Here is a 15,758-nt window from a genome sequence, read left to right on the forward strand (position 1 = left end):
GAAAGTAGAAAAAAGCACGTCATGCTGAGCGCAGCCGAAGCATCTCTACCGCTTCGTTGGACCGATTGAATTACTACCTCGGTAGAGATGCTTCGACAAGCTCAGCATGACGTTCTGCCGAATGCCTGCTCCTGATACCCCGCCCACACAACCCCACCCGCCCGATGATGCCACTTGCTACTCAAAGCCCTCCCGACTCGCCGCTGGCTACGGCCAGTGCCGCGCTGGGCCGCTTCCGCTGGACCATCTGCGCGCTGGTGTTTTTCGCCACCACCATCAACTACCTCGACCGGGCGGTTATCTCGCTGCTGAAACCGTACCTGGAAACCGAGTTTCACTGGAACGCGGGCGACTACGCCAACATCGAAATTGCCTTTAAGCTGGCCTACGCGGTGGGCATGGTAGGCGCTGGCCGCATCATCGACAAGCTGGGTACGAAACTGGGCTATGCGCTCTCGACGGCGCTGTGGAGCGTGGCGGCCATGGGCCACGCGCTGGTGGGCAGTACCTTCGGCTTTGGCATCGCGCGGGGCTTTCTGGGGCTCACGGAGGCCGGCAACTTCCCGGCAGCTATCAAAACCACGGCCGAGTGGTTTCCGCAGCGCGAGCGGGCCCTGGCCACGGGCGTCTTCAACTCGGGGTCCAACGTGGGGGCCATTGTGGCCCCGCTCACAGTGCCGCTCATCGCCGAAACCATTGGCTGGAAATGGGCCTTCGTTATTACGGGAGCGCTGGGGTTCGTGTGGCTGGTGCTGTGGCTGGTGTATTACGAAACCCCGGCCCGCCATGCCCGCCTGAGTAAGGCCGAGTTTGCCTACATCAACGCCGATATTCCGGCGGGCCTGCCCACCGAGGGCGTGACGGAGGAAAAGCCCAAGGCCTCGTGGGCCACGCTGCTGAGCTACCGGCAAACCTGGGCCTTCGTCATTGGCAAGTTCCTCACCGACCCGGTGTGGTGGTTCTATCTGTTCTGGCTGCCCGATTTCCTGGGCAAGCAGTACCACCTCAAAGGCACGGCCATTGCGCTGCCGGTGGCGGGCGTGTACGTTTTATCGAGCATTGGCAGCGTGGGCGGCGGTTACCTGCCAATGGGCCTCATCAGGCGGGGCATGCCGGCGTTTCAGGCCCGCAAAACCGCGATGCTGCTCATTGCCTGCTGCGTGTTTCCGATTGTGTTTGCGCAGTGGCTGGGGCAGCTGAATATGTGGCTGGCGGTGCTGGTCATCGGCATCGCGGCGGCCGCTCATCAGGCTTGGAGCGCCAACATTTTCACCACCGTGTCGGACATGTTTCCGAAGCGAGCGGTGGGCTCGGTCACGGGCATTGGCGGCATGGCCGGCGGGCTGGGCGGCATCGCCCTCACGGCCCTGGTGCAGAAGCGCCTATTCGTACACTTCGAAAGCATCGGCCAGATTGACAAGGCCTATTACATCATGTTTTTCATCTGCGGCGGGGCATACCTGCTGGCTTGGGTGCTGATGTTCGCGCTGGTACCGCGCATGGAGCCCATCAGGCTCGCCGGCGACGAGTAGCGCCGGTGCTTTTCGGCTGGGCTGCTTCTCGCGCCCAAACATCCGCCTCGCTATTGCCCACGGGCTCGTTGCCTTCGCTCCAAACCGTTGCGCTGCCAGCGTTCTGGCGGGAAATGCCGGCTCAACCCACTGTCTGCCTTTTCCATTGCGCTGTGTGGCGGGGCGTGCAGCTGCGCTGCGAATTACCCAGTTTGGTGCGGGTGCAGGCCCGAGGTATTCAAATAATTTAATTGAGTGTGGTTATAATAAAAAATCAATTTCGGTATTGACTGATGCAATGCAATATTGTTAAAGTTATCAAATCAACTAATTGATAATCAAGGATGAAAAGAGGTTGAATTTGTAGGCGGTTTTACTTATGTTTGTGCTAGCTGCATGAAATAGTTTAACATCATTTCATGTAGCCCTTCATAGGTAGGAAGGACCTGCTGCCTGCATTACCACATTCTCCATCCCCTTTATTTATGAAAAAAGTATTCACGATTGTTGGCTGCTGCCTCATGAGCGCGGCGGCTTTTGCCTCAACTAATTTGCCCGGCAAGCCGGGCAGCCAGCAACAGGCGAGCACCATAGTGTTGGCCAAGCGTCTGAAGGCTTCGCACGACCCGGTGGTTATCTGCCACAAAGGCCGGGAAATTACTGTCGATGCGAACGCAGTGCAAGCGCATCTGGCTCATGGCGACAAAGTTGGCTCCTGCTTTTCCCCCACTCCCGCGAAATCGGCCCTATAGTACAGGTGCCGGTGCCGATAATCCTACCACCGGCAAAGGTGCTATCAATGGCTGAACTGCGGATTGCCGTGTTGGCAAGCTGCCAGCGGCCCTGCAAAAAAGCCCCGGCTGCCCTTGCGCGGCCGGGGCTTTTATGTTTTTGTGCCCGAGGCTAATGGCATCCTTTCGAGAGAACACATTCCGGAATTCTCTCCCCGACCTTATTGTACAGCGCTAAAAAAACCGAATACCCGCAGCCGCTATGGTACCTGCCACTCTCTGCCCGCCGGCCGCAACCGTCGACCCGTGGCACCGCCCCGAAGCCTTTAGCCTCGATGCTGTCGGAGCTAAAGGCCGTTTGCGCGATGCCTAGCCCGCGACAACGGCTGAAACCCCCCTTTGCCCGGCGCGTGGTGCTCGAATACAAGCGTTTCATATTCCGGCTCTTACCTGCGGCCACCTTGGCAAGCCTTCCGATGAAGCAGACCAAGCCTGGCACTTGCACTTGATGTACACCCGTTCGTATCAGGATGACCTGTGCGGCCAGGTGCTGGGTTTCGTCCTGCATCACGGCCCCAGGGGCGGCGGCGTAGCCGAGGGGCAGAAACATGGCGAATGATACGCCCGCTCCCCATAATCATATCAGGTAGCTTTCGAGAAGCAGCCACCGACCGGTGGGTTTTTGGTGGTACTCTTTATGTTGATAGCTTGGAGCTGCCTAGGTAACAACGGCAAGTGAATCGCGGGGCGCGGGGCCCATCTGTTGCCCAGCCGGGGTGCTACGGTGCGGTGGGCGCGCAAGTAGGGCAGTGGGCTGTGGCAGCCGCGGCGGCAGTTAACCGAAGCGGCCGGCTACCTTCGTGCCGCTTAACCTGCACCCCGAACCGGCGTAGCAGGGGAAAGTACGGGAACAACCAGTGTGGCTGGTCCCACAGATGCCGTTTGCCCGAAGCTCGCCATTGACGCGTTTATGAAAAAATCTACTTTGATTGTGTTAGTAGTTGTGCTGGCAGCGGTGGCTGTGCTGGGTCGCCGCTGGTGGGTGAAATCGGACCGTGAAGTGGCCATACTGGCCGCCGGCCCCGCGCCCGCCGCAATCATCCCCGATTCTACTTCGGTGGTGCTGGCTGGCAAGGTCGGGGCGGGCGGCACCGAGCCGGTGCGGGCCAAAAAGCCCGGCCGCATCCGCAACGTGTATTTCGATGCGGGCCAATACGTGCGGCGCGGGGCCATTATTGCCAAGCTGGCCGACTACAACTTCGTAACCGCTCCGCACGACGGCTTTCTGGGTGCACGGCAGGTGCTGGTGGGGCAATATGTGAAGCCCGGTACGGTCGTTACTTCCATCACGAAGCGGGGCTACCTGCTGGTGCCCGTGGCCGTGCCCGCCGGTAGCCCCGGCCACGTGCAGCCCGGCGACTCGGTGCGCGTGTGGGCTACCAGCCGCCCCACCCGCGTGGTAACCGGTGTGGCGGCTGCCGCCAAAGACACCATCGGCGGCATTAACCTTGAAATCCGCCTCACTTCGCGCGCGCCGCTGCGCCTGGGCGAGGCCGCCAGCGTGCAGTTGAAGCGCTAGCCGCTGCCCGCCGCCCCCCTTACTGCGCCGCCAGTTTGAAGGTGGCCGTTTGCACGTCGCGGGAGTTGCCGCCCACCATCACCTGAAAATCGCCGGGCTCGGCCGCGAATTTGAGGTCGTTGTTGTAGAATTTCAGCGCGTCGGGGGCGAGGCGGAAGGTTAGGGTTTTGCTCTCGCCCTTTTTTAGCATGACTTTCTGAAAGCCTTTCAGCTCCGAAACCGGGCGGGAGATGGAACCCACCATATCGCGCAGGTAAAGTTGGGCCACTTCTTCGCCATCCAGACTGCCGGTGTTCTGCACGGTTACGCTCACGGTCAGGGTTTCGGCGGGGCCGATGCTGGCTTTGCTGAGCGTGGGCTTGCCGTAGGTGAAGGTGGTGTAGCTCAGGCCGAAGCCGAATGGATAAAGCGGCTCGTTGGGCACGTCGAGGTAGCGCGACTTGTACTTGTCGAGCTTCACGCCCACGTAGGGACGGCCGGTGTTTTTGTGGTTGTAGTAGATGGGTTCCTGGCCCACGGCTACGGGGAAAGTGGCCGTGATTTTACCGCTCGGGTTGTAGTCGCCAAACAGCACGTCGGCAATGGCATGGCCCGCCTGGGTGCCGGCAAACCACGTTTCGAGAATGGCATCGGCGTGCTGGTTTTCCCAGGGCAGGGCCAGCGGGCGGCCGTTCATGAGCACCAGCACCAGCGGCTTGCCAGTCGCCTTCAGGGCCTTGAGCAGGGCCAGCTGCTGGCCGGGCAGGCTGATGTCGGCGCGGGCGGCGGCCTCGCCGGTCATGCCCTGGCTCTCGCCCACCACGGCCACCACCACGTCGGCGGCCTGGGCCACTTGCACAGCTTCTTTTATCATCTCTTCCGATGAGCGTTTGTCGATTTCGAGCTCGCCGCCGTGGGCCTGCAGGCGGTCCAGCATCTGCTGGTCGTCGGCAACGTTGGCCCCCTGGGCGTAGGTGATTTTGAGGCCGGGCGCGGCGGCGCGCAGGCCCTGCTCTACCGACACGGCCTGCTTCCAGTCGCCGGCCCCGCTCCAGCTGCCAATCACGTCGCGCTGCCGGTTGGCCAGCGGGCCGATGAGGGCTACGCTGCCGGTTTTCTTCAGTGGCAGGGTGTTGCGGTCGTTTTTCAGCAGCACCATGCTTTTGCGGGCAATGTCGCGGGCGGCGGCCAGGTACTCGGGCTTCATCAGGGTGCTGGTGGCGCGCTCGGCGCTCACCTTGCGGTAGGGGTCGGTGAAGAGGCCGAGCTTGTACTTGGCTTCCAGAATGCGGCGGCAGGCGGCATCGAGCTGGGCCTTGCTCACGGCCCCGGATTTCAGGTTCAGCGCCGTGTATTTCAGAAATTCCTCGCCCACCATGTCCTGGTCGATGCCGGCGTTCAGGGCCAGGGCGGCCACCTGTTCGGCGTTGCCCAGGCCGTGGTCCATCAGCTCGGGAATGGCGGTGTAGTCCGTCACCACAAAGCCTTTAAAATCCCACTGCTTGCGCAGCAGGTCAGTCATCAGCCACTTGTTGGCGGTGGCGGGCGTGCCGTTGATGTCATTGAACGAGGACATCACCGAGCCCACGCCGGCGTCGACGGCGGCCTGGTAGGGTGCCAGGTACTCGTTGTACATGCGCTGGCGGCTCATGTCGGTGGTGTTGTACTCGCGGCCGGCTTCGGCGGCCCCGTACAAGGCGAAGTGCTTGAGGCAGGCCATCACGGTATTGGCTTGGGTGAGGTCGTTGCCGGGGCCCTGGTAGCCGCGCACCATGGCTTCGGCCACGCGCGAGCCGAGGTAGGGGTCTTCGCCGGCCCCTTCCGAAATGCGGCCCCAACGGGCATCGCGGGCAATGTCCACCATCGGCGAGAACACCCAGTCGAGCCCGTCGGCCGATGCTTCCTCGGCCGCGATGCGGGCGCTTTGCTCAATGGCCTTCAAATCCCAGCTCGCCGACAGCCCCAGCGCAATCGGGAAAATGGTACGGTGCCCGTGAATGACATCATAGCCAAACATGAGCGGAATGTGCAGCCGCGACTCCTTCAGGGCCATTTCCTGGAGCTTGCGCACCGCCACCGGCGTGTAGGTGTTGAACACGCCGCCCACCAGGCCCTTGCGGATGTTGGCATCCACGTCCTTGCTCACCACCGGCCCAGTCACGTCAAAACCGACGGAAACAAGGTTGAGCTGGCCGATTTTCTCTTCCGTCGTCATCTTCGCCATCAGCCCGTCGACGTACTGTTTCATCTTCTGGTCAGTAGCAGCCGTTGGCACCGGCTTTTTCTGGGCCTGGGCGGCGGGGGCGAGGGCCAGGGCGAGGAGGAGCGAGGCAAGAGGAATTCGTTTCATGCGGAAGAGAGAGTGAAATGATGAGGATATTATTTCGCACAGAGTTGGATGAGTTAAAAGGAGTTTCATGGAGTAAAAACGCTCTGTGAAGCTCCTTTTGACTCATCCAACTCTGTGCGAAAAATTACTTGGCCAATACTACGGGCGGGCGGGCCGAAACGCCGTTCTCGTTCAGCGCCTCGATGGTGAAATAATACGGCCGGTCCTTGTCCATGCCTTTGAAGGTGTAGTCGTTGGCGCCGTGCACCATGATGCAGGAGTACAGTTTATCGGCCGCGAGGCCAAAGTAAATATTGTAGGCGTAGGCCCCATCCACCGGTGCCCAGCGGAGCCAGGCGCTGCGCGGGTCTTTTTCGGTGCGTAACACGACGAAACCCTTCACTGCCGCGGGTTTCGCGCCGCTGCCGAGGCCAAAAACGCGCAGGCCGCTGATGGCGAATTTGCCGGTGGGCATGTGCCCGTTTTCGAGCTTGAGAAAGCGCGTTTTGACTGGTTTAGCCAGCTCGATGTAGTCGTGCGGTACGTCGGTTTTATTGCGGCTTTTATCCACCAGCAGCTGCCAGGCTTTGCCGTCCAGCGAGTGGTAAAGTTTGTATTGATGGAATACGCCCCGCGACTTGCCCAGGAACTCGGCGTCTTGGTCGGCATAGTTGATTTGAATGGCACGCACCGTGCTCAGGCTGCCTAAATCGGTCTGGATAAACTCGCCGGGCCGGGCCGAGGCAGCGCTCCAGTAGGTTTTGATGCTTTCGTCTACCGCGTAATTGGGCAGGTAGCCGCCGAGGGTGCTCGACACCTGCACCGGGCGCTGGTAGTTGAGCAGCATCCAGCCCGTGAACTGCGGCTGGAGGTGGTTGGCCGGGCCGGTGGGCAGGTAGTGCGGGTAGTCGCCAAAAGCCGTGTTGGTGTAGAGCGTGCCTTCGGCATCAAACCCAGCGGGCCACAGGCCCAGGCGGCGCTCGAAGTTATTCTTCACGTTCACCACCAGCGTGGAAACGTGCCACCAATTTTCCCACGCATCCTGAAAGGTATTGCCGTGGCCCGCGCCCCGCGCAAAGCCGCCGGGCTTGTAGGCAAAGGGGTTGTGCGGCTGCGGGCGGAACGGGCCCAGCGGCGCGTCGGCCACCTGCACGCCGTCGGCGTAGCCGCTGAATTCGGTGCCGGGCGCGCCGTATTGCAGGTAGTAACGCCCGTTGTGCTTCGTCATCCACGCGCCTTCCATAAACGGGTCGAGGAAGGTGTTATCCAGGTATTCGCCGAAACGCTGCCAGCCAAACTGCTGGTCGTTCAGCCCGAACATGATTCGGGGCTCGCCAATGGGCTGGAAAGTTTTGCGGCTGATTTGTTGGCCGTAGAGCGGCAGCGAGTTGCTGCTGCCCCAGTAGAGGTAAAGCTTGCCGTCGGTGTCGAGGAAAAAGTCGGGGTCCCAGGCCCCAATCTGGAAGTCGTGCACGGCCTCTTTCCAATCATCCACTTTGGGATTGGTGCTCATCCAGATGGGAAAATTCTTCTCGTGCGTCGAGCCGTACACCAGCAGCGTATCGCCGAGCACGAACACGGCCGGGGCGCATAAATCATCGTACACCTTGTGCTCGGGGCGCAGGAAGTGGCGCGGAATGAACTTCCAGTGGTTCAAGTCGTGGCTCCACCAGTAGCCCCACTGGTTGGTCGAAAACAGGTAGTAGTCGCCCTTATAGCGGGTGATAACCGGGTCGGCGGTGGCGCGGTGCCGGCCGGCAGTAGCGAAGTCGGGGATGGGCGTGTAGCCGTAGTCGAGGTTGAGCGGGTTACAGTAGGTGGGGCGCGGGGTAGCTCTTGGCTGCGCCTGAGCGGCGTAGCTGAAGAGCGAAAAGAAGCAGAAAAAGCGGAGGAATCGGCGCATGGTTGGAAAAAAGAACGTCATGCCTCATCTGGCGTCCGCGCAGTCGAAGCATCTCTACCGCAGAAGTAATTCAATCTAAACAACGAAGCGGTAGAGATGCTTCGACTGCGCGGACGCCAGATGAGGCATGACGTTCTTTATCAACTCTTCCCATCGTTCCTACTTCTTCCCCGGCGCGCTCTCAAACCCCAGCTTGCCTAGCCCGCGCTGCACATCCGGCGAGCTCATGAACAGCTTCCACAGCAGCCCCGTGCGGTAGTTCTCCATCATGCCCACAATCGGGCCCTGGTCGATGGCCAGGTAGGATTTGGCCTGCCAGTCGTGCTCCTCGCTGAAGCCATCCACAAAGCCGTATTCGCCCCAGATTTTATCCCCCAGGTCAAAGTAGAAATGCTTGAGCGCCCGCATCGACTGCTCGGGCGTGTAGGGGAAGGCCGAGAGCGCGGCGGTGGGCGAAATCACGCTCAAATCCTCCTTGGGGTTGTGGGCGGCGTAGCCCTGGTAGCTGTCCGAGGCGGTGAGGCCCCAGGTGTTGGGGCCGTAGCCTTTGAAGTGCTTGGGGTTCTCGACGCAGTACTGGTAGTTGATGAGCGTGTGGTTCTGGTTCTGAGTCCAGTAGTCGGCGTATTGGTCCTTCAGGCCGTGGGGGTTCAGGCCCAGAAAGGAATAGTGCGTGAAAAACAGCGGCCCACCCAAATCCGGCCCCAGCGGCAGCCGGATGCCGTAGTATTCCTTGCCGTTCTTAAACTCCGGCCCCACGGCCCAGCCCTGGTCATACACCGGCTTTTCGATAGCGTACTTCGGCGACGAGGCGGCCAGCACGTAAGTAATCAGGCACTCATTCCAGCCGTGAATCTGGTGGTTCATGCTCCAGCCGTTGTTCGGGCTCCAGTGCCAGTACAGCACGTTCTGGCCGCCCTGGGTTTGCCAGTTCCACTCCACGTTCTCCCACATCCAGCCAATGTGGTTGCGCAGGTCGCGCTCCACGGCGCTTTCGCCGGTGAAGTACTGGCGGGCGCAAATCAGGCCTTCCATGAGGAAAGACGTTTCCACGATGTCGCCGCCGTCGTCCTTCGCCCCAAACTTGATGACTTTGCCCGTCGCCCCGTTCAGCCAGTGTGGAAACACGCCGTGGTAGCAGTCGGCCTTTTCCAGGAAGCGCACCATTTTGTAGAGGCGCGTGGCGGCCTGCTCGCGGGTAATCCACTTGCGGTCGGCGGCCACGATGATGGCCATGATGCCGAAGCCCGTGCCGCCGGTAGTCACCACCTCGTTGCCGTAGTCGTAGGCCACGTTGCTGCGCTCGCGCGCCATGCCCGAAACCGGGTGCCCGAAATCCCAGAAGTAGCGGAACGTCTGGCGCTGCACCAGGTCCAGCAGCTGCTCATCGGTGAGGTGGCGGGGGCGTTGGCGTGGGTCGAAGGCAGCGGCTTTTTTAGGCGCGGGCTTTTGCTGGGCCTGGGAGTAGCCGGGCAGCAGCAGCAGCAGCGCGAGAAGCAGGGGTTTTGCGTTCATTGATTGGAGTTTGAACGTCGAATAAATAAGAACGTCATGCTGAGCGCAGCCGAAGCATCTCTACCGCAGCAGTAAATGAATTACTTCCCCGGTAGAGATGCTTCGGCTGCGCTCAGCATGACGTTCTTGTATGGTGATTTCAATGCGCTAGTACCCCGGGTTCTGCGTCAGCAGGCCGCCGCTGAGGTCAATCTGCGGCTGCGGAATCGGAAATAGCTCGTTTTTGCCCTTGGTAAACGTTTTGCCTTGGGCCGTGAAAATGGGCACGATGCGGCCCGGCATCACGCTTTCCTGGCGCACGAGGTCGAAGAACCGGTCGTGTTCCAGGGCCAGCTCCACGCGGCGCTCCTGCCAGATGTTGGCCACCGTGGCGGGCTTGGTCGTGAGGCCGGCGCGGTTGCGCACGGCGTCGAGGTCGGTTTGGGCGGTGGCGGCGTTGCCCAGCTGGGCGGCAGCTTCGGCCCGGATGAGCAGCACCTCAGCGTAGCGCAGCACCCGGATATTCTTGGGCAGGAAGTCGTTGTTGCCGCAGTTGGGCTCCTGCTTGCGGCTGTGGTAAGCTTTGTAGCTGTAGCGCGAGTTCTCCACCGAGTCCTTGCTCGGGATGCGGAAACCGTCCCAGAGGACCGTGCCGGTCGAGCGCTGCCCGGCCGGGGCCGTGGGCTGAATGAAGATGATGCTGCCGGCCCGGCGCACGTCGCCGGTTTCGTAGGCATTGGCCAGGTCGCTGCTGGGCGAGTTGAAGCCAAAGCCCAAATCGGCCCAGCCGCCCTTGCCGCCCGCGCGGGGGCCCTGGCTCACCACGTACAGCTCGACGGCCGAGTTGTTACAGGCCGCGTTTATGCCGGTCTGCACCTCAAAAATCGACTCGCTGCTGTTGGCCCCGGCCGTGCGCCAGATGTCGGCGTAGGGCCGGAACAGGCCGTAGCTGCCCGACTTGCCGGTCACAATCTCATTGCTAAGGTCGAAGGCTTTCTGGTAGTTCTTCTGGTAGAGGTACACCTTGGCCAGCATGCCCTGCGCGGCGGCCTTGGTGGCCCGGCCCACCTGGGTGGCGCTTTTCACCGGCAGGTTATCCACGGCAAACTGCAGGTCGCTGATGATGAGCGAGTAGATATCGGCCGCCGAAGCGCGGGTTTGGAAGGCGGCGCTATTGGCCTCCGAGGGCAGCGGCACGCGGTCGAGCTTGGGCACGCCGCCAAACAGGCGCACGAGGTTGAAGTAGAAGTAGCCGCGCAGGAAGCGCACCTGGCCAATCAGGTCGTTTTTGGTGGCGGTGGGGGCCGTGCTCAGCGGCACTTTGTCGAGGGCTTGGTTGGCGCTGGCAATGGCCTGGTAGTAACCCTTCCACACGTTGTTCACGTTGCTGTTGGTCGAGCCCAGCGTGAAGTTGTCCACGTCCAGGGCATCTTTGTAGTCGTTGGGCGAGCTGCCCTTGTCAGAATCGTCCGAGGCAATGTCGGTCAGAATTACGAACTGCAGGCCGTGAACGTCGTTGCCGAAGCCGCCCTGGTACATGGCGTTGTACACGCCGTCCACCAGCTTCTGGGCGGTGGCGGGGTCCACGGTGTCGCCGCTGAGCTGGCCCTGCGGGGGCACGTCCAGGTAGTCTTTGCAGCCGCTGACGAGGGCCAGCGACGCGGCCAGGGCGGCCGTGCCGGCCCGGCGGAAGAAGGCGTTGGTATAGGTTTTCATCGGCGTACTTATTTGAAGTTAACGTTCAGGCCCAGCGTGAGCGTGCGGCTGGTGGGGTAGGTGTTGAGCTCGATGCCCGAATCGAGGGGCCCGCCGGCCAGCTCCGGCGTGAAGCCCGTGTACTTGGTGCGGGTGAAGATGTTCTGGCCCGCCGCGTAAATGCGCACCGAGGCCAGGTGCACGCGTTCCAGCGAAGCCACCGGCACGGTGTAGCCCAGCGCCAGGTTGGTGAGGCGCAGGTACGAGCCCGATTCCAGGAAGTAGGTCGAGTTGGGCATACCTTCCTTCAGGGCACTGGGGTTGGTGTTGGAGGGTTTGGCAACCGTGAACCGGTCGTTCGCGAAGCTGGCCTCCACGTTGTTGAGGTTGCTGCTACGGGCCTGCTTCTTGGCGTTGTACACCTTGTTATTCAGGTTGCCCGAGAAGGTGAACGAGAAGTCCACGTTGCGGTAGTTCAGCCCGCCGTTGATGCCGAAGTACACCGGCGGCTGGTACGAGCCGTAGTAGGCGCGGTCCTTCAAATCGACTTTGCCGTCGCCGTTGGTGTCGGCATATTTCAGGTCGCCGATGTTGCGCGGAAAATCCGAAGGCGTCGAGTTCTTAATGTCCTCGGCGCTCTGGTACACGCCAATGGCATCGAGCAGGAAGAAGCTGCCGGCGGCCACGCCGTTGTCCGATTTCGTCACGCCGTTGTAGCCGGCTATCAGGGCCTGTCCGCCGTTCAGGTTGGCAATGCGGTTTTTGTTGAAGGTGACGTTGGCCCCCAGGTTGTAGCTCCAGTCGGCGCTGCCGCCGATGGCGGCGCGCCAGTTCAGGCCGGCCTCCACGCCGCGGTTGGTGATGTCGGCGGCGTTGGTGATGTACTGCCCGTCGGGGTCGCCAAAAAAGGCCGGGATGTTTACCGGAATCAGGGCGTTGGTGGTGCGCTTGTCGTAGTAGGTCACCTCGCCCGTCAGGCGGTTGTCGAGGAAGCCGAACTCCAGGGCCGCGTCGTACTCGGTGGTGGTTTCCCAATGCACGTTGCGGTCCTTAATCTGCCGGATGGCGCTACCCAGCACCGGCTTGCCGTCGAACACGTAGGGGATATTGGCGTCGGCGGTCAGGATGTAGGCATCGGCCGGAATCTGGTCGTTGCCGAGCTGGCCGTAGCTGGCGCGCAGCTTCAGGAAGCTCAGCGTTTTGTTGTCGCGCAAAAAGTCCTCCTGCGAAATCACCCAGCCCAAACCCAGCGACGGGAAAAAGCCCCAGCGCTGGCTGCTGTTGAATTTCGACGTGCCGTCGTAGCGCAGGTTGGTCGTCAGCAGGTAGCGCCCGTCGTAGGCGTAGTTGATACGGCCCAGCAGCGAGAGGCGGCGGTCCTTGGCGGCCCCGGCGTCGTTCACGGCGGTGTTGGGGTCGCCGGTGTTCAGGTACCACAGGTTGGGGTCGGCGGGCACGTCCTTGCGCGAGCCCGAAAACTGGTTGCGCAGGCCTTCCTCGGTCACGGTGCCGGCCAGCAGCGTCAGGTTGTGTTTCTCGTTGAAGGTGCGCTGGTAGGTGGCCGTGTTTTCCCAGAGGTAGCGGTAGCCATTCACCTGCGTCACGGCCAGGTTGCTGCGGTCGTTGCGCTGGTTGCCGCCGCTGGTCAGAAACACGTTGGTCAGGCCCGCGTTGCCGTACTGGTAGTCGTACACGCGGCGGTTGTCAGAATTCAGGTCCACGTTGATGGCCGAGCGCAGCGTGAGGCCGGCGAAGGGCCGCACATCGAGGCCGATGTTGCCCTGGAGGCGGTTTTCGAGCGAGCGGTTGTCGTTCTGCTCAATGTCGAGCACCGGGTTGCCCACGTTGCCGAACGACGAAGTATTGCCGTACAATCCATCCTGCTTGGAAATGAAAATCGGGGCCGCGCGGTAGGCGTTGTTATAGGCCGTGCCGATGTTCACGTCGCGCGTATTGGCGTGGCTGAACGAGGCCTGCGAGCTAATCGTGACCTTCTCCGACAGCGCAAACGAGGTGTTCGAGCGAATGGTGAGCCGCTGAAACTTGTTGTTAATCACCGTGCCGTCGTCCTGCAGCAGGTTGCCCGAAAAGTAATATTTCACATTATCCGAAGCCCCCGACACGGCCAGGTTGTGGTTCTGGTAGGTGCCGCGCCGCAGAATAGCGTTGTAGAAATCCGTCGAGCCCGAGTAGGCCGGAAACGTGGTGCCCGGTGCCGTGTCGGTGATGTAGCTCACGTACTGCCCGGCATCGGCCATCTTCACCACTCGCGCCGCCTCCCTAAAGCCCACCGAGCCGCTGTAGCTCAGCGCCGGCTTGCCCAGCTTGCCCTGCTTCGTGGTCACGATAATCACGCCGTTGGCCCCGCGCACACCATAAATGGCGGCGGCCGAAGCATCTTTCAGCACGTCAATCGAGGCAATGTCGGCATTGCTCAGGTTGCGGATGTCGGTGGTCTGCACGCCGTCTACCACGTACAGCGGCTCGGCCCCGCCCAGTAGCGTGCCCGTGCCCCGAATACGTACTTTAGGCTGCGAGTTCGGCGTGCCGTCACTGATAATCTGCACGCCGGCAATCTTGCCCTGCAAGGCCTGGGTGGGCGTTTGCACGGGCTGGTTCACGATTTCGGCGGCATCCACGCGGGCCACGGCCCCGGTCAAATCCTGCCGGCGCTGGGTGCCGTAGCCCACCACCACTACTTCGCTCAGGGCCTTGGCATCGGGCACCAGCGAGATATTGATGGTCGTCTGCTCGCCCACCGCCACTTCCTGCGACGTGTAGCCCACGAAGCTGAACACCAGCGTGCTGCCCGCGGGCACGGCCAGCGAGAACTTGCCGTCCAGGTCCGTCTGCGCGCCGTTGGTGCCGCCCTTAATTACCACGTTCACGCCGGGCAGGCCCGTGCCTTTCTCATCCACTACCCGCCCGGTTACGGTTGGGTCGGCCACCGCGTCGGAGGACATCGCCGTCGCGGCCGGCTTCAGCAGAATGCCGTCGTTCACTACCCGATAATCAATGCGCAGTGGGGCAAGCAGCTGCGTCAGTACCTGGGCCAGGGGCTGGTCTACGGCGTTCAGGCTCACGCGCCGACCGGCTCCGATGAGCTGGCGGCTGTACTGAAAATGCACGTTGGTCTGGCTTTCAATCTTGCTTAGCACGGTGGCCATGCGCTCATCGGTGGCGCGCAGGGTAACGGGCTGTTCGAGCAGGGGCTGGCCGGCCGAGGCCCGCGCCACACCCGGGCCCGCAAGCAGGAGCAGCAGCAGGGCCAGGTGCCACAGGCGGCCCGGCAAGGGGGCAATTGGTAAGGGAGTTGTCATAAGAAATTGGTGGGAATTAGGGAACAAATGAGGCAACGCTAAGCGGCGGTTTTAAACGCCGGAATCGATTGTGGGAGTTGTTTCATAGGCAGCAGACAGAAATAAGTCAGGCTATTCGGTTCATTCGGATTATTCAGCCGCGCAGGGCTGGCCGTGAAAAATAATGCGGCCATCGGCCGTTTCGTAGCGGGCCCCCAGGGCCTCGCACACCAGGTTCAGCTTGTCGAACAGCGGCTCGCTGCCCAGGCGCAGGTTGAGGGTGCAGTTGCGCAGCGCCTCGGCATCGTAGCTAATCTCGACCCCGTAAGCCGCCGAAAGCACCTGTAGTACGTCGGCCACCGGCCGGTCGTTGAATACGAACGACTGCGGAGCTAGTTGCACCGGCTCCGCTACCAGCTCGCGCCACAGCTGCCGGCGCACAGGCGAATACACGGCCTGTTGGTTGGGGCGCACTATGATGGCAGCCACCGGCCCGGCTCCCGCTGCTCCCGCGCGCGGGCTCACCCGTACAGCCCCGGTGCGCACCTGCACCTGCACGTCGGGCTGGCCCGCCACCGCCCGCACCCGAAAACTGGTGCCCAGCACGGTACTCACCACCTGGTCCGTTAGCACCGAAAACGGGTGCTGCGCGTCGTGAAACACGTCGAAAAAGGCTTCTCCCCTGAGGTAAGCAATGCGGCGTCCGGTAGCTTTAACGCGCTGGTAGCGTAGCGTCGCCCCCGGGGCCAGCGTCACAAAGCTGCCGTCGGGCAGGGCTACCCGCCGTTCCGGGGCCATGGCCGGCGCGGTATACAGTAGCCAGGTTGCCGGGGTTGGTGCGGTAGCCAGGCGTTGCCGAGCCATTTCTTTCACCAATGGGCTATTGGCGAGTTGAATACCAAATACGCTGGCTCCCAGCACACCGGCTGCCACAGCTGCCGCCCGCACGCTGGCCGGCCACGAAGCCCAGCCAGTGGATTTCAAGCGGTGCTCGTTATCACGTGCCGTGCGGTCTGCAATACGTTGCCACACGGCCGCCGTCAGGGCCTCTTTCTCGTTGCTGGTCAGGTCTAATGGCTGCTCAGCCCCGAGCTGACGGTACCAGGCCTCGATGTGACGCACCTCCTGCGGGGTGCACTCACCCTGCTGGTAACGTTGCAATAGCTGGCGGAATTCGGACGAGTTGGAGGCCATACCGGAGGGAGTGCTTACCTGATAGTCAATCAAACCCCGCCACC

9 protein-coding genes are annotated in these 15,758 nt (G+C 61.8%); 3 read left to right on the top strand and 6 right to left on the bottom strand.

Annotated elements, in window-relative coordinates; genetic code table 11:
* The first annotated feature begins 164 nt into the window (after positions 1 to 164).
* The 3 genes from ABIB44_RS17335 to ABIB44_RS17345 all read left to right on the top strand — a co-directional run bounded on the left by ABIB44_RS17335 (position 165) and on the right by ABIB44_RS17345 (position 3,821).
* Entirely contained in the window at positions 165 to 1,532 is a 1,368-nt protein-coding gene (locus ABIB44_RS17335; protein ID WP_354585933.1) for an MFS transporter, read from the top strand.
* 464 nt (positions 1,533 to 1,996) lie between these two features.
* Positions 1,997 to 2,263 (top strand): hypothetical protein, encoded by a 267-nt coding sequence (locus tag ABIB44_RS17340; RefSeq protein ID WP_354585934.1) that lies wholly within the window; start codon positions 1,997 to 1,999, stop codon positions 2,261 to 2,263.
* A 949-nt stretch (positions 2,264 to 3,212) separates the two neighbouring features.
* On the top strand, positions 3,213 to 3,821 hold the full coding sequence (locus ABIB44_RS17345; protein ID WP_354585935.1) for an efflux RND transporter periplasmic adaptor subunit: 609 nt from the start codon (positions 3,213 to 3,215) through the stop codon (positions 3,819 to 3,821).
* A gap of 19 nt (positions 3,822 to 3,840) precedes the next feature.
* Here ABIB44_RS17345 and bglX read toward each other — a convergent pair whose 3' ends face one another.
* From bglX to ABIB44_RS17375, 6 genes are all read right to left on the bottom strand, one after another.
* Positions 3,841 to 6,150, bottom strand: a complete 2,310-nt coding sequence (gene bglX, locus ABIB44_RS17350; RefSeq protein ID WP_354585936.1) for a beta-glucosidase BglX — start codon at positions 6,148 to 6,150, stop codon at positions 3,841 to 3,843.
* Positions 6,151 to 6,274: 124 nt separating this feature from the next.
* A complete protein-coding gene (locus tag ABIB44_RS17355) occupies positions 6,275 to 8,032 on the bottom strand; it encodes a family 43 glycosylhydrolase (protein ID WP_354585937.1) in 1,758 nt (585 codons plus the stop codon).
* A 159-nt stretch (positions 8,033 to 8,191) separates the two neighbouring features.
* Positions 8,192 to 9,547, bottom strand: coding sequence for a glucoamylase family protein (locus tag ABIB44_RS17360; RefSeq protein WP_354585938.1), 1,356 nt, complete (start codon positions 9,545 to 9,547; stop codon positions 8,192 to 8,194).
* Between the two features lie 147 nt (positions 9,548 to 9,694).
* Positions 9,695 to 11,242, bottom strand: a complete 1,548-nt coding sequence (locus ABIB44_RS17365) for a RagB/SusD family nutrient uptake outer membrane protein (protein WP_354585939.1) — start codon at positions 11,240 to 11,242, stop codon at positions 9,695 to 9,697.
* Between the two features lie 8 nt (positions 11,243 to 11,250).
* The gene (locus tag ABIB44_RS17370) at positions 11,251 to 14,541 is read right to left on the bottom strand and encodes a TonB-dependent receptor (RefSeq protein WP_354585940.1); all 3,291 of its coding nucleotides are present in this window, start codon (positions 14,539 to 14,541) and stop codon (positions 11,251 to 11,253) included.
* Between the two features lie 129 nt (positions 14,542 to 14,670).
* Positions 14,671 to 15,714, bottom strand: a complete 1,044-nt coding sequence (locus ABIB44_RS17375; protein ID WP_354585941.1) for a FecR family protein — start codon at positions 15,712 to 15,714, stop codon at positions 14,671 to 14,673.
* Positions 15,715 to 15,758 lie beyond the last annotated feature (44 nt).

The organism is Hymenobacter sp. UYCo722 (assembly GCF_040547115.1).
GTDB lineage: Bacteria > Bacteroidota > Bacteroidia > Cytophagales > Hymenobacteraceae > Hymenobacter.

Bases quoted from the DNA above. Each gene is read 5' to 3' on its own strand.
- ABIB44_RS17370 (WP_354585940.1), bottom strand. From the start codon at position 14,541: ATGACAACTCCCTTACCAATTGCCCCCTTGCCGGGCCGCCTGTGGCAC.
- ABIB44_RS17345 (WP_354585935.1), top strand. From the start codon at position 3,213: ATGAAAAAATCTACTTTGATTGTGTTAGTAGTTGTGCTGGCAGCGGTG.
- ABIB44_RS17355 (WP_354585937.1), bottom strand. From the start codon at position 8,032: ATGCGCCGATTCCTCCGCTTTTTCTGCTTCTTTTCGCTCTTCAGCTAC.
- ABIB44_RS17360 (WP_354585938.1), bottom strand. From the start codon at position 9,547: ATGAACGCAAAACCCCTGCTTCTCGCGCTGCTGCTGCTGCTGCCCGGC.
- ABIB44_RS17340 (WP_354585934.1), top strand. From the start codon at position 1,997: ATGAAAAAAGTATTCACGATTGTTGGCTGCTGCCTCATGAGCGCGGCG.
- bglX (WP_354585936.1), bottom strand. From the start codon at position 6,150: ATGAAACGAATTCCTCTTGCCTCGCTCCTCCTCGCCCTGGCCCTCGCC.
- ABIB44_RS17365 (WP_354585939.1), bottom strand. From the start codon at position 11,242: ATGAAAACCTATACCAACGCCTTCTTCCGCCGGGCCGGCACGGCCGCC.
- ABIB44_RS17335 (WP_354585933.1), top strand. From the start codon at position 165: ATGATGCCACTTGCTACTCAAAGCCCTCCCGACTCGCCGCTGGCTACG.
- ABIB44_RS17375 (WP_354585941.1), bottom strand. From the start codon at position 15,714: ATGGCCTCCAACTCGTCCGAATTCCGCCAGCTATTGCAACGTTACCAG.